This is a genomic window from bacterium (genome assembly GCA_036524115.1).
GTDB lineage: Bacteria > JAUVQV01 > JAUVQV01 > JAUVQV01 > DATDCY01 > DATDCY01.
In genome coordinates, this window is the sequence record DATDCY010000220.1 from 1 (window position 1) to 17,008 (window position 17,008).

The 17,008-nt window shown below is 72.5% G+C and carries 17 protein-coding genes; 14 read left to right on the forward strand and 3 right to left on the reverse strand.

What is annotated here, in order from left to right; all coding sequences use genetic code 11:
* The 14 genes from VI078_10705 to argH form a co-directional block, all read left to right on the forward strand.
* Positions 1–411 (forward strand): energy transducer TonB (locus VI078_10705; GenBank protein ID HEY5999750.1); only part of this gene is annotated, 411 nt, incomplete at its 5' end.
* Positions 412–613: 202 nt separating this feature from the next.
* On the forward strand, positions 614–1,897 hold the full coding sequence (locus tag VI078_10710; protein HEY5999751.1) for a hypothetical protein: 1,284 nt from the start codon (positions 614–616) through the stop codon (positions 1,895–1,897).
* A gap of 138 nt (positions 1,898–2,035) precedes the next feature.
* Positions 2,036–2,692 carry a peptidoglycan-associated lipoprotein Pal gene (gene pal / locus VI078_10715; protein ID HEY5999752.1) on the forward strand — a complete coding sequence of 219 codons (657 nt, stop codon included), beginning with the start codon at positions 2,036–2,038 and terminating at the stop codon, positions 2,690–2,692.
* Positions 2,693–2,706: 14 nt separating this feature from the next.
* Positions 2,707–3,588, forward strand: coding sequence for a LysM peptidoglycan-binding domain-containing protein (locus tag VI078_10720; GenBank protein ID HEY5999753.1), 882 nt, complete (start codon positions 2,707–2,709; stop codon positions 3,586–3,588).
* Between the two features lie 13 nt (positions 3,589–3,601).
* On the forward strand, positions 3,602–5,521 hold the full coding sequence (locus VI078_10725; GenBank protein ID HEY5999754.1) for a tetratricopeptide repeat protein: 1,920 nt from the start codon (positions 3,602–3,604) through the stop codon (positions 5,519–5,521).
* A 288-nt stretch (positions 5,522–5,809) separates the two neighbouring features.
* Positions 5,810–6,052 carry a hypothetical protein gene (locus VI078_10730; protein ID HEY5999755.1) on the forward strand — a complete coding sequence of 81 codons (243 nt, stop codon included), beginning with the start codon at positions 5,810–5,812 and terminating at the stop codon, positions 6,050–6,052.
* Between the two features lie 100 nt (positions 6,053–6,152).
* On the forward strand, positions 6,153–7,226 hold the full coding sequence (locus VI078_10735) for a radical SAM protein (GenBank protein HEY5999756.1): 1,074 nt from the start codon (positions 6,153–6,155) through the stop codon (positions 7,224–7,226).
* Positions 7,223–8,275 (forward strand): uroporphyrinogen decarboxylase, encoded by a 1,053-nt coding sequence (gene hemE, locus VI078_10740; protein HEY5999757.1) that lies wholly within the window; start codon positions 7,223–7,225, stop codon positions 8,273–8,275. Before VI078_10735 ends, hemE begins: the two co-directional genes overlap by 4 nt.
* A gap of 617 nt (positions 8,276–8,892) precedes the next feature.
* A complete protein-coding gene (gene hemH / locus VI078_10745) occupies positions 8,893–9,870 on the forward strand; it encodes a ferrochelatase (GenBank protein HEY5999758.1) in 978 nt (325 codons plus the stop codon).
* A 287-nt stretch (positions 9,871–10,157) separates the two neighbouring features.
* Positions 10,158–10,595: a MarR family transcriptional regulator gene (locus tag VI078_10750; protein HEY5999759.1), complete on the forward strand. Its 438-nt coding sequence runs from the start codon at positions 10,158–10,160 to the stop codon at positions 10,593–10,595.
* A 31-nt stretch (positions 10,596–10,626) separates the two neighbouring features.
* Complete coding sequence (locus tag VI078_10755) at positions 10,627–11,835, forward strand: FAD-dependent oxidoreductase (protein HEY5999760.1); 1,209 nt, start codon at positions 10,627–10,629, stop codon at positions 11,833–11,835.
* Between the two features lie 92 nt (positions 11,836–11,927).
* Positions 11,928–12,860 (forward strand): ornithine carbamoyltransferase, encoded by a 933-nt coding sequence (argF, locus tag VI078_10760; protein ID HEY5999761.1) that lies wholly within the window; start codon positions 11,928–11,930, stop codon positions 12,858–12,860.
* A gap of 102 nt (positions 12,861–12,962) precedes the next feature.
* The gene (locus VI078_10765; protein ID HEY5999762.1) at positions 12,963–14,183 is read left to right on the forward strand and encodes an argininosuccinate synthase; all 1,221 of its coding nucleotides are present in this window, start codon (positions 12,963–12,965) and stop codon (positions 14,181–14,183) included.
* A gap of 53 nt (positions 14,184–14,236) precedes the next feature.
* Complete coding sequence (gene argH, locus VI078_10770) at positions 14,237–15,601, forward strand: argininosuccinate lyase (protein ID HEY5999763.1); 1,365 nt, start codon at positions 14,237–14,239, stop codon at positions 15,599–15,601.
* Positions 15,602–15,643: 42 nt separating this feature from the next.
* Here the strand turns inward: argH and VI078_10775 are convergent, their stop codons facing one another.
* The 3 genes from VI078_10775 to VI078_10785 form a co-directional block, all read right to left on the reverse strand.
* A complete protein-coding gene (locus tag VI078_10775; protein HEY5999764.1) occupies positions 15,644–16,039 on the reverse strand; it encodes an SxtJ family membrane protein in 396 nt (131 codons plus the stop codon).
* A 10-nt stretch (positions 16,040–16,049) separates the two neighbouring features.
* Positions 16,050–16,199 (reverse strand): DUF5989 family protein, encoded by a 150-nt coding sequence (locus VI078_10780; protein HEY5999765.1) that lies wholly within the window; start codon positions 16,197–16,199, stop codon positions 16,050–16,052.
* Positions 16,200–16,217: 18 nt separating this feature from the next.
* Positions 16,218–17,008: carbamoyltransferase C-terminal domain-containing protein (locus VI078_10785; GenBank protein ID HEY5999766.1), on the reverse strand; the 791-nt coding region annotated here is incomplete at its 5' end.

Genomic DNA, 17,008 nt, shown 5'->3' on the forward strand with positions numbered 1-17,008 from the left:
CCCCGGGCCGACGCCGTGGAGCCGTCGCCGCCGGGGGCGACGGCGGCGCCGGGCGCCGCGGCACCGGCCGGGGTCGGCTCCGCGGCGGTGGCACTGGCGCCCGCAGGGTCCGTGCAGCCCGTCGGTTTCTTCCCCCACGCCTGGTACCTGGCCGTGCTCAAGGAGCGGATCTTCGCGCGCTGGGCCCCCCCGAGCGAGTTCTTCGGTGCCGGCGTCGTCGCCGCCCTCGTCTCGTTCCGGATCGACCGCGCCGGCCGGATCAGCGGCGTGGCCGTCAAGGAGAGTTCCGGTCACGCGCGCTTCGACCGCTCGGCACTGGCCGCGATCCAGGGGCTCGGCCAGGTGCCGCCGCTTCCCGAACAATACGCAGAGGAGACCCTCGATGTCGTCATCCGCTTCCAGAACGAGTAGCAGAGCGTCGATAAGAGCCCATCTGCGGCGTTGGGCTTCGCCCTTCGTCACTGCGGCGTGCACCAGCACGCCTCATTCCTCAGGGCTCGCCCGCCTTGCATCTGGACCCTTCTCGACGCTCTGCTCCGCCGGCTGCCTCAACCAAAGGAAAGACCTGCGTCGGGCGTTTTGCATCTGGACCCTTTTGATCGGTCTGCCAGGCTTGTTCCTGACCGTGCTCACCGCGGTGCTTGTCGCGATCGTCGCGGCGGCGCCGGCGGGGGCGGCCGAGGTGTGGCTCGATGTCTCCAAGGCCGCCGGCAAGAAGATCGTCCTCGCGCTGCCGCCGCTCGGCGAGCCCGAGAGCGCCGAGGCCGCGGCGCTGCGCCAGGTCCTGGAGAACGACCTGCTGACGACCGGCTACTTCGTGCTCCTGAAGCTGGACGCGCCGCAGCTGCGCCAGGCCGCGAAGGACCGCGCGCAGGGCAGGCCGGACGCCGCCGTCTGGGCGGCCTGGGGGGCCGAGCTGCTCCTGGGCGCAGAGGCGCGCCGCGACGGGAAGCTCGTGCTGCGGGCGGCGCTCACGGACGCCGGGGCCGGCACGCGCATCCTCGCCCACGAGGAGAGCGACGCACCGGGCGAGGGCGTCCGCCTCGCCCATCGCCTCGCGGACGCCGTGCTGCGGGCGCTCACTGGCACGCCAAGCCTCGCGCAGACCCGCATCGTCGCCACCTGGGCGCGCGGCACGGGACCGAAGCGCGTCGCGGTGATGGACTACGACGGGCGCAACCTGCGCGCGATCTCGCCCGAGGGGGTGCTCGCGCTCAACCCGACGTGGTTTCCCGACCGCACGCGCGTGGCCTACGTCACCTACCGCCAGGGGCGCCCGGAGATCGTGGCGCAGAACCTCACGACCGGGCAGGTGCGCAGCCTCGCGTTCTTCCCCGGGCTCAACGCCTCGCCCGCGATCTCGCCGGACGGGAGGCAACTGCTCATGGTCCTCAGCCGCGACGGCAACCCCGAGGTCTACCGCATGGCGGTGGACGGCTCGGAGCTCAAGCGCCTGACGTTCACGCCGGCGGTGGAGGCCTCGCCGGTCTGGTCGCCGGACGGGACGCAGATCGCGCTGGTCTCCGACCAGGGGGGCGGCCCGCAGATCCACCTGCTCGGCGCCAGCGGCGGGCGCATGCGGCGGGTCTCGTTCGTCGGCAACTACGCGACGTCGCCGGACTGGTCGCCGCGGGGCGACCGCATCGTCTTCACCGCGCTCGTCGAGGGCGTCTTCCAGCTCTTCCTCCTCGACCCCGCCACGGGCAACCAGGAGCAGTTCACCTTCGACCGCGAGCACAAGGAGAACCCATCCTTCGCGCCTGACGGCCGGCACGTGGTGTGCAGCGTCGGCCGGGGGGCCTCGTACCGGCTGATGGTGTACGACACGCTCGGCAGCGAGCGCTTCGCGGTGACGACCGAGAAGGGGAGCTTCACCTCGCCGGCCTGGTCGCGCTGAGGCCGCGCGCCACTTGCGTTTTGCGACGGCTGCGCTATTCTGGCCGGGGGCACGATGGCGCCGCGGGCGGCGAGCAGCGGCGGACGATAGCGGATAGTGAAGCCGACGAGCTGCACCACTCGCAGAGGAGGAGCAGGCATGAAGAAGGTCACGAGGGTCGTGGCGGCGTTGATCGCGGTTCCCGCCGCCGGGGCATTCCTTCTCGGCTGCCCGAAGAAGGCGACCCAGACCCAGGCCACACCAGAGCCCCGCGTGAGCCAGTCCGTCGTCGCGACGCGCCCGGGCGGGGCGGCGACCGAGGGCGGCGCCGCGAGCACCGGGAGCGGCGCGGGGACGGCGAAGCAGCCGCAGCAGACGGAGGACCAGCGTCTCGCCCAGCTCCTCGCCAGCCGCGGCGAGGACATCCCGATCAAGGATCAGCCGACGGTCGAGTTCGTCGAGCCCGGCCAGGATGAGAAGTCCGTCCTCAAGACCGTCTACTTCGACTACGACAAGTCGAACATCCGCCCCGAGTTCCAGACGGTGCTCGAGGGCGTCGCCCGGTGGATGACGAAGATGCCCGAGCGCCAGGTCCTGATCGAGGGACACTGCGACGAGCGGGGCACGGACGAGTACAACCTCGCCCTCGGCGAGCGGCGGGCCCTGGCGGTGCGCCGCTACCTCGTCGCCCTCGGCGTGCCGGCCGAGCGCCTGCACACGATCAGCTACGGCGAGGAGAAGCCCGCCGACCCCGGCCACGACGAGACGGCGTGGGCGAAGAACCGGCGCGCCGAGTTCAAGGTCTCCGCCAAGTAAGGCCGGCGCGACCCGTGAGCGCTCGGACGCGGGCCGCCCGATGCGCGGCGACGGCGGCGGGCGCCGTCGTCCTCGTCGTCGGCGGCGCGTGCGCGCCCGTGCGTGACCAGACCGCGCGCCAGGACGTCGAGTCGCTCCAGTCGAGCGTCCAGCAGATCGAGTCCGCCCTGCAGGCCCGCCAGGCGGGCGTCTACGAGCAGATCCGCGAGCTGCGCGAGGATCAGGCGCGGCTCGAGCGGCTGATTGAGGAGAACACGCGCCAGGGCCGGGCCGCGGCGCAGCAGCTCGAGGCGCTGCGCCAGAAGACGGGCGAGGACTTCCAGAAGCGCGACCAGGCCCAGCGCGAGGCGGCGCAGGCCGGGGCCGAGCGGCTCGGCCGCATCGAGGCCCGGCTCGACGCGCTCCAGAAGGGCCTGCTGACCGTGAACGACAACCTCGTGGCGATGAGCGAGTTCGAGAAGAAGCAGGAGGAGCGGCTCGCGAAGGTCCAGGAGCAGTTCCAGGGGCAGCTCAAGGTGGTCGTCGAGGAGGTGGGCCGCGAGAACCAGGACCTCTCCCGCGGACTGGCCTCGGCTCGCGCGGACCTCGAGGCCACCCGGCAGGAGACTGCCGCGGTGCGCCAGGGGCTGGTCGAGCTGCAGCGTCCTATGCAGGAGCTCGCCGAGCAGCTCGCGGCCGTGCAGACGCAGATCCAGGACCTCGGGCGGCGCGTGGAGTCGCAACGCAAGGCGGCGCCGGCGCGCGGCGGGTCGACGCACACCGTGCGCGCCGGCGAGACGCTGACCGCCATCGCCGCGCGCTACGGGGTGACCGTCAAGGCCCTGCGCGACAAGAACCAGCTCTCCGACGCCGACAGCTTGCGCGAGGGGCAGAAGCTCGCGATCCCCGAGCCCTAGCGCGGTGGACGCGGTGCGGTCGAGAGCGACGACGGCCGCCGTCCTGCTCGCGCTGCTGTCGTTGACACCGGCGGCCACGCCGGCGGCGGAGCGCCTGGCCGTGCTGCCCTGGACCAGCTCCGGCCCGCCGGCCCCGCAGCTGGCGTGGATCGGGGAGGACCTGCCGTCCTACTTCGGCCTGATCCTCTCCGCGCAGGCGGGGATCGAGCTCCTCCCCAGGGACCAGGCGGCTGCGGTCGCGGCCGGGTGGGGCCCGCTGGATGCCCCCCCCGGCGCGGAGGCGGTGAAACTGCTCGCCGCCGCCGGCGCGCGCCCCGCGGTCGCGGCGTCGTTCCAGGCGCAGGCGGGCTCCGTCCGCGTCCAGGCCGACCTCTACCCCGACGCCCCGGGCGCCGCCGCCCCGCTGCACTTCTCGCTCAACGGCAAGATGGCGCAGCTGCCGGCGCTCGTCTCCTCGCTCGCGGAGGTCGTGGGCGAGGCGCTCACGGGCCGGTTCGCGCGGGTGCTGCGGCCGCCGCTGCCGGCGCCCCCGGAGTTCCTCGTCACGCGCGTCGAGCCGTCCTTCGGGCCGCGCGACCCCGGCGAGAACCTGACGCAGAGCGAGACCTTCCTGCGCACCGCGCTGAAGATCGACCCGAACAACGCGGACGCCTACGGCCAGCTCGGGACGCTCTACGCCCGCTACGGGATGACCGAGAAGGCGCTCGAGAGCTTCACGACGGCCGTGGAACTCAGCCCGAACACCGCCCGCCTGCACTGGAACCTCGGGACCGTGCACTACCAGCAGGGCAAGCTCGAGGAGGCGCTCACCGAGTTCCTCCAGTCGACCGTCATCGACGAGACGTTCGTCGACGGCTTCGTCGCGCTCGGCGCGCTGCACCGGCGCCTCGGGGACCTCGAGGCCAGCCAGGCCGCGCTCGAGCGGGCGGTCAAGGCCGGGCCGGCCAACGCGCCCGCCCACGTCGCGCTCGGCGTGAACGCCTGGCTCGCCAGGGACGCCGCGACCGCGCGCGCCCTCTTCGAGAAGGCGCGGGCCCTCGACCCGCGCTCCGCGGCCGCGTCGGCGGACCTCGCGCTGCTGGCCTGGTCCGAGGGGAACGCCGATGTCGCCCGCAAGGAGCTCGAGCGCGCCCTCGCCGCCGAGCCCTCGCACCCGGAGGCGCTCAACAACCTCGGGATCCTCGAGGGCGAGCGCGGCTCGACCGACGCCGCGGCGGAGCGCTTCAAGGCCGCCCTCGACGCGGGCGCCCCGCGGGCCGCGGTGCTGGCCAACCTCGCGGGCCTGCAGGTCCAGGCCGGCCGCGTCACGGAGGCCGAGGCGACGTTCCAGCGCGTGCTCGACATCGCGCCCGAGAGCGTCGCGGCGCGCACCGGCATGGGGTACATCCGCCTGCTGCGGGGCCGCCTGGCCGAGTCGGTCGAGGCGCTCGCCGGCATCCGCGAGGACTCGCCCGCCGCGGCGCTGGCCTCCTACGACCTGGCGCTGGCCCACCAGCTCGGGCGCAACAGCCAGCAGGCGCTCGTGCACTACCTGCGCGCCCTGCAGAACCGGCGCGACCTGACGCCGGCGCACGTGAACCTGGGGATCCTCTTCGAGGCCATGGGCCGCCCGGAGAAGGCGCTCACCGAGTACCTCAAGGCGCTGAGCGCGGCGACGGTGGCCCCGGAGCTCTACACCTACCTCGGGCAGGTCTACGCCCAGCGCGGCTACCTCGACATGGCCGAGGAGACGATCCGCAAGAGCACGCTCGTCGACCCGGCCCTGCCGGCGCCGTGGTTCACGCTGGCATCGGGCCTCGAGGCGCGCGACCGGGCCCAGGCAGCCGCCGCGTGGCGCCAGTTCCTCGACGCGGTGCGTCGCGACCGCAACCGCGCGTTCTGGGTCCCGATCGCCGAGCGCCGCCTCGCCGCGCTTGAGGGAGGGAAGCCGTGATGGGCCTGACCGGCAACGGGTTCCCGCCCTGCAATGCGTGCTCGGCGGCGCGTCCGTAGGGGGCGCTGCCCCCTGACGGCGCGGCTTCGCCGCTGTCACCCCCTCCAGCGACGGACCACCCTCGGCGCACCCCCGCTCACTCTGCCGTCGCTTCCGTAGGGGGCTCCGCCCCCTGACGGCGCGGCTTCGCCGCTGTCACCCCCGACGGGGACCCGATGTGCGTGCATCGGTTGAAATACCGGGTGCGATGGCGTATTCTTCTGTAACCACTCAGCGAGGAGGGCGACAATGGCGAAGGCGAAGAAGGCGACGCTGGTGTGCAGGCCCTGCGGCACGCGGGTCATGGTCTCCGATCTCGGCGCTGCCGTCGTCGAGTGCTACGAATGCGGCGTGGAGCTGGTGCCCTCGAAGAAAGCCCCGAAGAAGGCGCTGACGGCGCCGAAGACCCGCAAGCCGGCCGCGAGAAAGGCCGCGCCGAAGAAGGCCGCAGCGCGGAAGCCGGCGGCGAAGAAGGCAGCGACGAAGAAGTAGCGCGCCGGCCCCGCCGACCGTCCCCCGCCGCTCCCGCAGCTCTGGGGAGGGCGGGGGTTTTCGTCGGCGCGGCCGGATGCACGAAAGGACCGCGACGACCATGGCCGAACCGTTCCTCCCCAAGTGGATCGCCTGGGAGGTCACCCAGCGCTGCAACCTGCGGTGCATCCACTGCCGCTGCTCGGCGGAGCTGACCTCCGCGCAGGGCGACTTCACCACCGCAGAGGCCCTCGGGCTGCTCGACCAGATCGCGGAGCTGTCCAAGCCCGTCGTCGTGCTCTCCGGCGGCGAGCCGCTGCTGCGCCCCGACGTCTTCGACATCGCGCGGCGCGGCACCGAGCTGGGGCTGCGCATGTGCATGGCGACCAACGGCACGCTCATCGACGACGCGGTCTGCGAGAAGATGAAGGCGGCGCAGCTGCGCATGGTCTCGCTCTCGCTGGACGGCTCGACCGCGGCGATCCATGACGACTTCCGTTCGATGCCGGGCGCCTTCGACGGCACGCTGCGCGGCGCGGCGTTCCTCAAGAAGCACGGGATCCCGTTCCTCGTCAACTCCTCGTTCACCAAGCGCAACCAGCACGACATCGCGAACGTGATGCGGCTGGCCAAGAGCCTCGGCGCGACGGCCTGGTACATGTTCATGATCGTCCCGACCGGCCGCGGCGAGGACATCATGAGCGAGCTGATCTCCAAGGAGGACTACGAGGAGATCCTCAAGTGGCACTACGAGATGGAGAAGAACGAGAGCGAGCTGCTCGTGCGCCCGACCTGCGCGCCGCACTACTACCGCGTGGTGCCGCAGATGGCCAAGGCCGAGGGCGTGAAGTTCCAGCGCCGCTCCCTGACCTTCTCCACCGGCGGCGGCAAGGGCTGCATCGCCGCCCAGAGCATCTGCCTGATCGACGCCTTCGGCGACGTCAAGCCCTGCTCGTACTTCCCGGTCTCGGCCGGCAACGTCAAGCAGACCCCCTTCCGCGAGATCTGGGAGAAGTCGCCGCTCTTCCTGGAACTGCGCGACTTCAAGGGCTACAAGGGCAAGTGCGGCGTCTGCGAGTACCTCAACGTCTGCGGCGGCTGCCGCGCACGCGCCTATGCCATGAGCGGCGACTACCTCGAGGAGGAGCCGTTCTGCACGTACACCCCGATCCGCATGATGAGGAACCTGGGATGAAGAAGCCCGCCGGAAAGACGACCCCGAAACACGATTTCCTGGAGGCCTGCCGCGGCCGCGCCGTGCGCCGCACGCCGGTCTGGATCATGCGCCAGGCCGGGCGGTACCAGCCGGAGTACCGCGCCATCCGCAAGAAGCACACGTTCATGCAGATGTGCAAGACGCCGGAGCTGGCGGCGCGGGTCACGCTGCTGCCGGTGGAGCAGCTCGGCGTCGACGCGGCGATCCTGTTCTCCGACATCCTCATCCCCGTCGAGGCGATGGGGGTGCCGGTCGAGTTCACCGAGAAGAAGGGCCCGGTGCTCGCGCGGCCGGTGCGCACCGCGCGCGACGTGGCGCGGCTGCGCGTGCCGGACCCGGCCGGGGAGATGCCGTTCGTCATGGAGGCGGTGCGGCTGATCCGCCGCGGGCTCGCCGGGAAGGTGCCGCTCATCGGTTTCTGCGGCGCCCCCTGGACGCTCGCCTCGTACATGGTCGAGGGCGGCGGCTCGAAGAGCTACGTCGAGATCAAGAAGCTGATGTTCGGCGCGCCCGAGGTCTACCGCGCGCTCATGGACAAGATCACCGCGACGGTCGCGGACTACCTCGTCGCGCAGGTCGAGGCCGGCGCCGAGGCGATCCAGCTCTTCGACTCCTGGGCCGGCGCGCTCTCGCCCCGCGACTACCGCACGCTCGCGGCGCCCTGGTCGGCGCGGATCATCCGGGCGGTGAAGAAGACGGGGGTGCCGGTGATCCACTTCGTGTACGACGGCGGCGGCGTGCTCGAGCAGGTGCGCGACACCGGCGCGGACGTGGTCGGCCTGGACTGGCGCGTGGACATCGACGTGGCGCGCAAGCGGCTCGGAGCGAAGACTGCGGTGCAGGGCAACCTCGACCCCTGCTCGCTGTTCCTGCCGGAGCGGCAGCTGCGGGCGCGGGTGCGCGAGGTGCTGCGGGCGAACGCCGGGCAACCCGGGCACGTCTTCAACCTCGGCCACGGGATCCTGCCGCAGTGCTCGGTGCGCGCCGCGCGGGTGCTCGTCGACGAGGTCCACAAGTTCAAGCTCTAGGACGGCGTGCCAGCCGCCGAACCGGCGCCGATCGGTACTCGACGCGAGCGCGTTCCCGTGCCGGGCAACGGCCCGGCGGCGCCTGTTCCCTTCCGTCTCTCACACGTTCTCGTGTCCGCGGGGGCGGGGCGGTGCCGTGCGGCCGCGTCGTTACGCGCTCGACCTGGGCCTGTCCGGCCCTCCGCTCGAAACGCATAACTCGCCCCTGCGGGGCTCAAACAATGCGTTTCGCCCTTCGGGACGCTCCGGTCCGGCCGCCCAGGTTCCCTCGCGCTCCACCATGCGTCCGCCCGTCACCGCCCCGCCCCCGCTCGGGCATGTGCGACTTCGTCAACAGGGATCCGGCCCGGGGGCGCCTGTGAACGGTCATAATGCGCCGGCCGCCAGTTGTGGCGGCTGAGTGTGGCCGGCGCATCGACAGTCGAGCAGCTGATGAGTGCTCTCGCGGACTGAACGCAGCAGGGCGAGACGGAAGTGAACAGGCGTCCCCGGGCTGGAGCCCGGCACGGGCACCTGCTCGTCGCGGCGAACAGCGGACGGAGCACCGCGGGTTCCCAGCGACAAGGCGCCGGCGAGCGCACGCAGACGCGCAACGGCTCACAGTGTAAGATGATCAGATGACAGAGAACGGACCCAACGTCGTCCTGCTGCTGAACATGGGCGGACCGGACTCCGAAGCCGCGGTCGCGCCGTTCCTCACCAACCTGTTCCTCGACCCCGAGATCCTCCCCCTGCCGCTGCCCGGCCCCCTGCGCAGCTTCGTGGCGCGGCGCATCGCGGCCGGGCGCGCGCCGAAGGTGATCCCCCGCTACCGCCTGCTCGGCGGGAAGTCGCCGCAGGGCGAGTTGACGGCGCGGCAAGCCACCGCCCTCGAGGCAGCCCTCAACGCCGGGGGCGGCGGGCGCTGGCGCGTGCTCGTCGCGATGCGCTACTGGCACCCCTTCATCGAGGAGGCGGTCGAGGAGGCGGCGGCGCTGCGCCCCGCGCGGCTCGTCGCGCTCTCGCTCTACCCGCACTACTCGCGCGCCGTGGGCGGCAGCAGCATCGGCGAGCTGCACCGGGCTCTGCGGCTGCGCCCGGTCGGCTGCCGCGTCTCCGTGGTCGACCAGTTCTTCCGCCATCCGCTCTTCCTCCAGGCGCACGCCGCGCGGATCGCGGCCGCGCTCGCGCAGTTCGCCGGCGGGGGCCGCGACGCGTTCGTGCTGTTCTCGGCGCACAATCTCCCGGAAAAGCTCATCCGGCGGGGCGACCCCTACCTCGACCAGGTCCGGGCGACCGTCGAGGGGCTGCTGCCGGCGATCGGCGCGCGCCCCTGGGAGCTGGCCTTCCAGAGCCGCTCCGGGCCCGTGAAGTGGCTGGCGCCGGAGGTCGCCGAGACGCTGCGGGAGCTCGCCGCCGCGGGGCGCCGGCAGGTGCTCATGGTGCCGCTCTCCTTCGTCTCGGACCAGATCGAGACGCTCTACGAGATCGACCTGCTCTACGCGCAGGAGGCGCAGCGCGCGGGCGTCGAGTTCCGGCGCACGCCGGCCTTCAACGACGCGCCGGACTTCATCGCGCTGCTGGAAGCGCTCGTGCGCCAGGCCGCAGGCCGCTGATACGGGGCGAGTGCCCGGCGGGAGAGCGCTGCCAGGCGGTGCTTCCCGGCGGGCGCTCCCACAAGGGGGGCGCGCCGCCTCCCTTATGGCGCGGCTCTCGCCGCTGTCACCCCCCTCTGGCAATCGCGTTCCGTGCATTCCTCGCCGTGCGCATGCCGCAGGCTCGCGTACGGCTCTGAGCGGCCTGCCGTGCCCGTCCGAGCGGAGGGGTTGACAGGAAGAATTCGGCGTACTATATGTTCGGTATGCGAACTGTTCGTGCGTCGTCAGCCGGCGGCGACCGCAGCGTGGCCGAGCTCGAGGCGCTCTTCCCGGACATCATCCGCGTGATGAGCGGCGTGCGCGAGGTCGTCCACCGCGGCCTCGACCTGACGTACAACCAGTACAAGACGCTGGCCGCGCTGCGCGCCGGCGGCGGGCTGACGCTGGACGCGCTGCGCCGGGAGTTGCACGTCGCCGCGAGCACGGCCTCGGAGATGGTCGAGCGGCTCGTGCGCCTCGGCCTGGTGCGCCGCACGGTGCCGGCCGAGAACCGGCGCACCCTGCGGCTGGAGGTCTCCCCGCGCGGCGAGCGCTACCTCGCCGGGCTGGAGCACAACCTCATCGACAACTACCGCCGGCTCCTTGCCGAGCTGGCACCCCGGGAGCGCGAGCGGCTGCTCGAGGCCTTCCGGGCGATCCTGGACGTCCTCGGGGGCCGCGCATCCGGCCGCCCCGGGGCGTGAGCCGCGGCGCAGGGGCCGCAGGAGGAAGCAGATGGAACGGACCGAGGTCATCGTCGTCGGCGGGGGGATCAGCGGGATCGCCTTCGCGTGGAAGGCCGCGCAGGCCGGCCGCTCCGTGCTGCTGCTCGAGGGCGGGACGCGGACCGGCGGCTGCTTCCACTCGCACCGCGCCCCCGATGGCTACTGGTACGAGCTGGGCGCGCACACGACCTACAACAGCTACGGCGGCTTCCTCGAGATCGCCGCCGGCAGCGGCGCGGCCGCGCAGCTGGTGCAGCGCGGACCGGCACGCGCGCACTTCGGCTACCTGCGCGACGGCGCCTACGCCTGGATGACGCCGCCGAAGCTCCTGACCCGCTTCAACTGGCTCGAGATCGCGCTGCACGGCCCGATCGGCATCCTGCGGGGGAAGCGGGGACGCACCATGGCCCAGTACTACGGCGGCCTGCTCGGGCCCGGGAACTACGCGCGCTGGCTCAAGCCGTTCCTCGCGGCGGTGCCCTCCCAGGACGCCGACGAGTTCCCGGCGGAGGGCCCGGGCTCGCTCTTCAAGAAGCGCCCGCGCGCCGAGCAGTACCCCCGCAGCTTCGGCTTCGCCGGCGGCCTGCAGACGGTCTGCGACCTGGCGCTGCGCGTGCCCGGCATCCGGGTCGAGACGGGCGCGCAGGTCGCGCGCCTCGCCCCGGCGGCGGACGGCTTCGTCGCGACCACCGCGGACGGCCGCTCCTTCGCGGCGCCGGTGGCCGCCGTGGCGGCGCCGATCGACGCGGCCGCGACGATTCTCGCGGCCGACTTCCCGGAGCTGGGCCGGGCGCTCGCCCCGGTGAAGACCGTGGCCGTCGAGAGCCTCGGCGTGACGCTGCCCCGCGCCCGCTGCTGGATGCCCGAGTGCGCGTTCGTCATCCCGTCGGCCGACCTCTTCCATTCCGCGGTGACCCGCGACCCGTTCCCGGATCCGGAGCGGCGCTCCTTCACGTTCCACTTCCGCGGCGGGGTTCCGCGGGGGGACCAGCTGCGCCGCATGGCCGAGGTCCTGCGCTGCGCGGTCGACGAGCTGGGCGAGCCGCAGGCGCGCCGCGCGATACTCCCCTCCCCGGTCCTCGGCCACGACCGCGTCGTCGCCGATCTGGACCGCGCGCTCGCCGGCCGCCGGCTGGCGCTCACGGGGAACTACTTCCAGGGGCTCGCGATCGAGGACTGCGTCCAGCGCTCCTTCGCCGAGTTCCAGCGGGTGGGCTGAGCGCCCGCGCTCGCATTCCCGACACAAATGCCTTGCCGTCGACCGGACAAATGCGTAGAATTCCGGTTTTCCAAGGGGAAAGGACGACAGGGGTGAAGAAGGACTTTCTCTCGATTCTCGACCTGTCCGCCGCCGAACTGCGGCGGATCGTCGAGGAGGCGCTGCGCCTCAAGCGCGCGCACCGGGCGGGGCGGCGCAACCAGCGTCTGGCCGGCAAGACCCTGGGCCTGCTCTTCCTGAAGCCCTCGACGCGCACGCGCATCTCGTTCCAGGCCGGGATGACGCAGCTCGGCGGCTCGAGCGTCGCGCTCAACCCGGGCGAGATCCAGCTCCACCGCGGCGAGACGCTCGAGGACACCGCCCGCGTCGTCTCGCGCTTCCTCGACGGGATCGTCATCCGGACCTTCGCCCACGCCGAGATCGAGGCCTGGGCCGCGGCCGCCTCCATCCCCGTCATCAACGGCCTCTCCGACTTCTCGCACCCCTGCCAGATCCTCGCCGACCTGCTCACCATCCGCGAGGTGCGCGGCTCGCTCCAGCGGCTGCGGGTCGCGTACATCGGCGACGGCAACAACGTCGCCCACTCCTGGATCCTGGCCGCCGGGATGCTCGGCATCGACTTCGTCCTCGCCGCCCCCGCCGGCTACGACCCGGACCCCGGCGTGCTCGCGGCGGCGGCGAACCTCTGGAAGGGCCGCGGCGAGCCGCCGCGCGTGGTGCGCGACCCCGCCGAGGCGGCGGCCGGCGCGCACTTCCTCTACACCGACGTCTGGACGAGCATGGGCCAGGAGGCCGAGACCAAGCGGCGGCTCAAGGCCTTCCGCGGCTACCAGATCGACGCGAAGCTCCTCGCCCGCGCCCGCCGCGGCGCCGGCGTGCTCCACTGCCTCCCCGCCCACCGCGGCGAGGAGATCGCCGCCGAGGTCATCGACGGGCCGCAGTCGCTCGTCTTCGACCAGGCGGAAAACCGGCTGCACGCGCAGAAGGCGCTGCTCGTGCGCCTGCTGGGCCGCGCTCGGTCCTGAGTGGGCACGAGCGAGAGCAACCGGCCGGCACAGGAATCGCAAGTCGCTGGGGACGGAATTCGATTCCGTCCCCCAAGGAACGGGTGACGGGAGACTGACTCGATGGCGAAGACCAAGCGACCGAAGATCGTCCTGGCGTACTCCGGGGGACTCGACACCTCCGTGATCATCCCCTGGCTGGGCGAGACGTACGGCTACGACGTGGTGGCCTTCATCGCCGACCTCGGGCAGGAGGAGGACCTGCGCGCCATCCGCGCCAAGGCGCTGAAGACCGGCGCGGTGAAGGCGATCGTGCGCGACCTGCGCCGGGAGTTCGCGGAGCAGTACGTCCTGCCGGCGCTGCAGGCCGGCGCGCAGTACGAGGGCAAGTACCTCATGGCCACCGCGCTCGGGCGGCCGCTGATCGCCAAGCACCTCTGCGAGATCGCCGCGGCCGAGGGGGCGGTGGCCGTCGCCCACGGCTCGACGGGCAAGGGCAACGACCAGGTGCGCTTCGACGTCTCGGTCATGGCGCTGGCGCCGCACCTGAAGATCGTCGCCCCGGTGCGCGAGTGGGAGTTCACGAGCCGCGACCAGGAGATCGAGTACGCCGCGGCGCGCGGCATCCCCGTGCCGGTGACCAAGAAGAAGCCGTACAGCCTCGACAAGAACCTCTGGGGCATCTCGATCGAGTGCGGCGTGCTCGAGGACCCGTGGGTGGCGCCGCCGGAGGACATCTACTCGCTCACCCGGCTGCCGCGCAAGGCGCCGGCGCGGGCGGAGGAGGTCGTGATCGGCTTCGAGCGCGGCGTCCCGGTCGCGCTCAACGGCAAGAGGCGCGACCTTGTCCCGCTCATCGTCGAGCTCAACCGCGTCGGCGGCCGCCACGGGGTCGGCGTCACCGACCTCGTCGAGAACCGCCTCGTCGGCATCAAGTCGCGCGAGATCTACGAGGCCCCCGGCGGGACGATCCTGCACGCGGCGCACCGCGAACTCGAGGCGCTGGTGCTCGATCGGGAGATGCTCCACACCAAGCAGACGCTCGTCACGCGCTACTCGGAGATGGTCTACTACGGCTGGTGGTTCTCGCCGCTGCGCGAGGCGCTCGACGCCTTCGTCGCGGTGTCGCAGCGCAACGTCAGCGGCGAGGTGCGGCTCTCGCTCTACAAGGGCTCCTGCCGGCCGCTGGCGCGCCGCTCGCCCTTCTCGCTCTACGACCGCAACCTCGCGACCTACGAGGCGAGCGACACCTTCGACCACAAGGCGGGCGCGGCGTTCACCAAGCTCTGGGGCCTGCCGCTGAAGATCCAGGGGCGCGTCGCGCAGCGCGCCGCGAAGAAGTAGCGCGGGGCGGGCGCACGGCCGTGGCGAAGCGAAAGCCGCAGGCGGCGCAGCGGATGTGGGGCGGGCGCTTCTCGCGCCCCCCGGCGCAGGCCGCCGAGGAATTCTCGCGCTCCCTGCACTTCGACTCGCGCCTCGCACCGTTCGACATCGCCGGGAGCCTCGGGCACGCACGGGCGCTGCGCCGCGCCGGCGTCCTCTCGGCGGGCGAACTGGCGGCGCTCGAGGTCGGGCTGGCGAAGCTGGCCAGGCTCGTGGTCTCCGGGAAGGCCGACTTCGCGACGGGCGAGGAGGACGTCCACTCCTGGGTCGAGAACCGCCTGCGCGAGCTGGTCGGGGAGCCGGCCGACAAGCTGCACACCGGGCGCAGCCGCAACGACCAGGTGGCCCTCGACGCGCGCCTCTGGCTGCGCGCGGAGATCGAGGCGACGCTCGGGCGCATCCGTGCGCTCAACGGGGCCCTGCTCGACCTGGCCGGGCGTCACGCGACGCAGCTCTTCCCCGGGCACACGCACTTCCAGCCGGCGCAGCCCGTGCTGCTGGCGCACCACCTGCTGGCCTACGTCGAGATGCTGCTGCGCGACGCCGGGCGCTTCCGCGGCGCGCTGGCGCGCACCGCCGTGCTCACGACCGGCAGCGGCGCGCTCGCGGGGACGTCGATCCCGCTCGACCGCCGGGCCATGGCGCGCGAGCTGGAGCTGCCGGCGGTCAGCGCCAACAGCCTCGACGCCGTCTCCGACCGGGACTTCGTCGCCGAGTTCGTCTTCTGCGCGGCGCTGACCATGACGCACCTCTCGCGCTTCGCCGAGGAGCTGATCATCTGGTCGCACCCGGCGCTGGGCTGGGCGGAGATCGGCGACGAGTACTGCACCGGCTCGAGCCTCATGCCCCAGAAGAAGAACCCCGACATGGCCGAGCTGGTGCGCGGCAAGACCGGTCGGGTGACCGGCCACCTCGTCGGGCTGCTGACGCTGCTCAAGGGGCTACCGCTGGCCTACAACCGCGACCTCCAGGAGGACAAGGAGGCGCTCTTCGACGCCGCGGACACGCTGCGCGGGTCGCTCGAGGTCATGACCGGCGTCGTCGGCTCCCTCTCGTTCCGCCCGGAGCGGCTGGAGGCGGCCGCGGCGGCCGGCTTCTCGGCGGCCACGGACCTGGCCGAGTACCTCGCGCTCGCGGGCGTCCCCTTCCGGCAGGCGCACCACGTCGTCGGCCGGATCGTCCGCCACTGCATCGAGGGGGGCAAGGACCTGCCGGATCTCACGTTGGAGGAGCTGCGCGGCTTCTCGCCGAAGTTCGGGCCCGACGCGCTGCGCATCCTCACCGCGAAAGCTTCCGTGAGCCGCAAGCGCGGACCGGGGTCGACCGCGCCGGCCGAGGTGCGGAAGGCGCTGCGCGAGGCGCGCGCGCGCAACCGCTAGCGGCGGGCCCCTCCCCGCGGCGCCACCAGAGCGTCGCGAGGGCTACCAGAGCTTCGTCAGGTCCTCGGCGGTGTAGGCGTGGTCGCGCCGCTGCCAGTAGCTGCGCTCCCCGCCGCTCCGTCGCCTCAGGTGCAGGAAGTCCCCGCGGGTCAGGCGCGCCAGGGCGGCGATCGGCGTCAGGAACAGATAGAAGATCGCACCGAGCAGGATGCGGGAGTTCACCGCGCCGAGGACCGCCGCGAGGGCCAGCCACCCGCGGGCGATCAGCCGCGCCGCGGGCTTGACGAAGAGCCCGACCGCGAGCAGCAGCGACGCCGCCGCGAGGAAGGCCTTGCCGGCGACCGGCCGGTCGCGCAGCAGGTGCCCGAAGACGAGGCAGGCGAGCGCGAGCACCCCGACGGTCTCGAGGACGGTCTCGCGCGTCAGCTCCTTCTTCACCGGCGCGCCCCTAGAACAGCGTGTAGATGAACGGCGCGACGGCGGAGCCGCTCGTGAGCACGATCAGCACGCCGAAGAGCAGCAGCACGATCACCATCGGCAGCAGCCACCACTTCTTGCGCTCCCTGAGGAAACCCCACAGATCACCGATCGCCGACATGCTCTCCTCCGTCCATCCCTAGTCCATCACGAGCGACTCGCGCCACTCTTTCCCCTCGCCCCACGCCGGCTGGTCCTGCTTCTCGAAGAGCCAGTCGCCGACGACGAGCGCGTCCATCTCGGTCCGCATGAAGCAGCGGTAGGCGTCCTCCGGCGTGCAGACGATGGGCTCGCCGCGCACGTTGAAGCTGGTGTTCACGACCAGGCCGCAGCCGGTGCGCCGCCGGAAGGCGTCGATCAGCCGCCAGTAGTCCGGGTTCGTCCCGCGGTGCACGGTCTGGATGCGCGCCGAGTAGTCCAGGTGCGTCACCGCCGGGATGTCCGAGCGCTGGTGGTAGAGCTTCTCGCGCAGCGCCAGCCCGTGGTAGCCCGGCGGCAGCGGCCGGCGGCGGGCCGCCTGCACGTCCGCGATGAGCAGCATGTAGGGCGACTCCCCCTCCAGCTCGAAGTACGCCGCGGCCTCCTCGGCAAGCACGGACGGGGCGAACGGGCGGAAGCTCTCGCGGTACTTGATCTTGAGGTTGAGCTTCTTCTGGATCTCCGGGTTGCGCGGGTCGGCGAGGATGCTGCGCCCGCCCAGCGCCCGCGGCCCCCACTCCATGCGGCCGCGCACCCAGCCGACGATCCGACCGGCGTCGAGCAGCTCGGCCGCGCGCTCGCAGAGCGCGCCGAAGTCCTCGAAGCGCCGGCCCACGGCGCGGTAGCGGCCGATGACGCGGCGCACCTGCGCCTCCTCGGGCTCGGGGCCGAGGTACGAGCCGCGCATCCGGTCGCCACCGCCGGGCGCCGGCCGGCGCGGGTTGCCGCGGG

Bases quoted from the DNA above. Each gene is read 5' to 3' on its own strand.
- pal (HEY5999752.1), top strand. From the start codon at position 2,036: ATGAAGAAGGTCACGAGGGTCGTGGCGGCGTTGATCGCGGTTCCCGCC.
- VI078_10730 (HEY5999755.1), top strand. From the start codon at position 5,810: ATGGCGAAGGCGAAGAAGGCGACGCTGGTGTGCAGGCCCTGCGGCACG.
- VI078_10735 (HEY5999756.1), top strand. From the start codon at position 6,153: ATGGCCGAACCGTTCCTCCCCAAGTGGATCGCCTGGGAGGTCACCCAG.
- hemE (HEY5999757.1), top strand. From the start codon at position 7,223: ATGAAGAAGCCCGCCGGAAAGACGACCCCGAAACACGATTTCCTGGAG.
- hemH (HEY5999758.1), top strand. From the start codon at position 8,893: ATGACAGAGAACGGACCCAACGTCGTCCTGCTGCTGAACATGGGCGGA.
- VI078_10755 (HEY5999760.1), top strand. From the start codon at position 10,627: ATGGAACGGACCGAGGTCATCGTCGTCGGCGGGGGGATCAGCGGGATC.
- VI078_10765 (HEY5999762.1), top strand. From the start codon at position 12,963: ATGGCGAAGACCAAGCGACCGAAGATCGTCCTGGCGTACTCCGGGGGA.
- argH (HEY5999763.1), top strand. From the start codon at position 14,237: ATGTGGGGCGGGCGCTTCTCGCGCCCCCCGGCGCAGGCCGCCGAGGAA.
- VI078_10780 (HEY5999765.1), bottom strand. From the start codon at position 16,199: ATGTCGGCGATCGGTGATCTGTGGGGTTTCCTCAGGGAGCGCAAGAAG.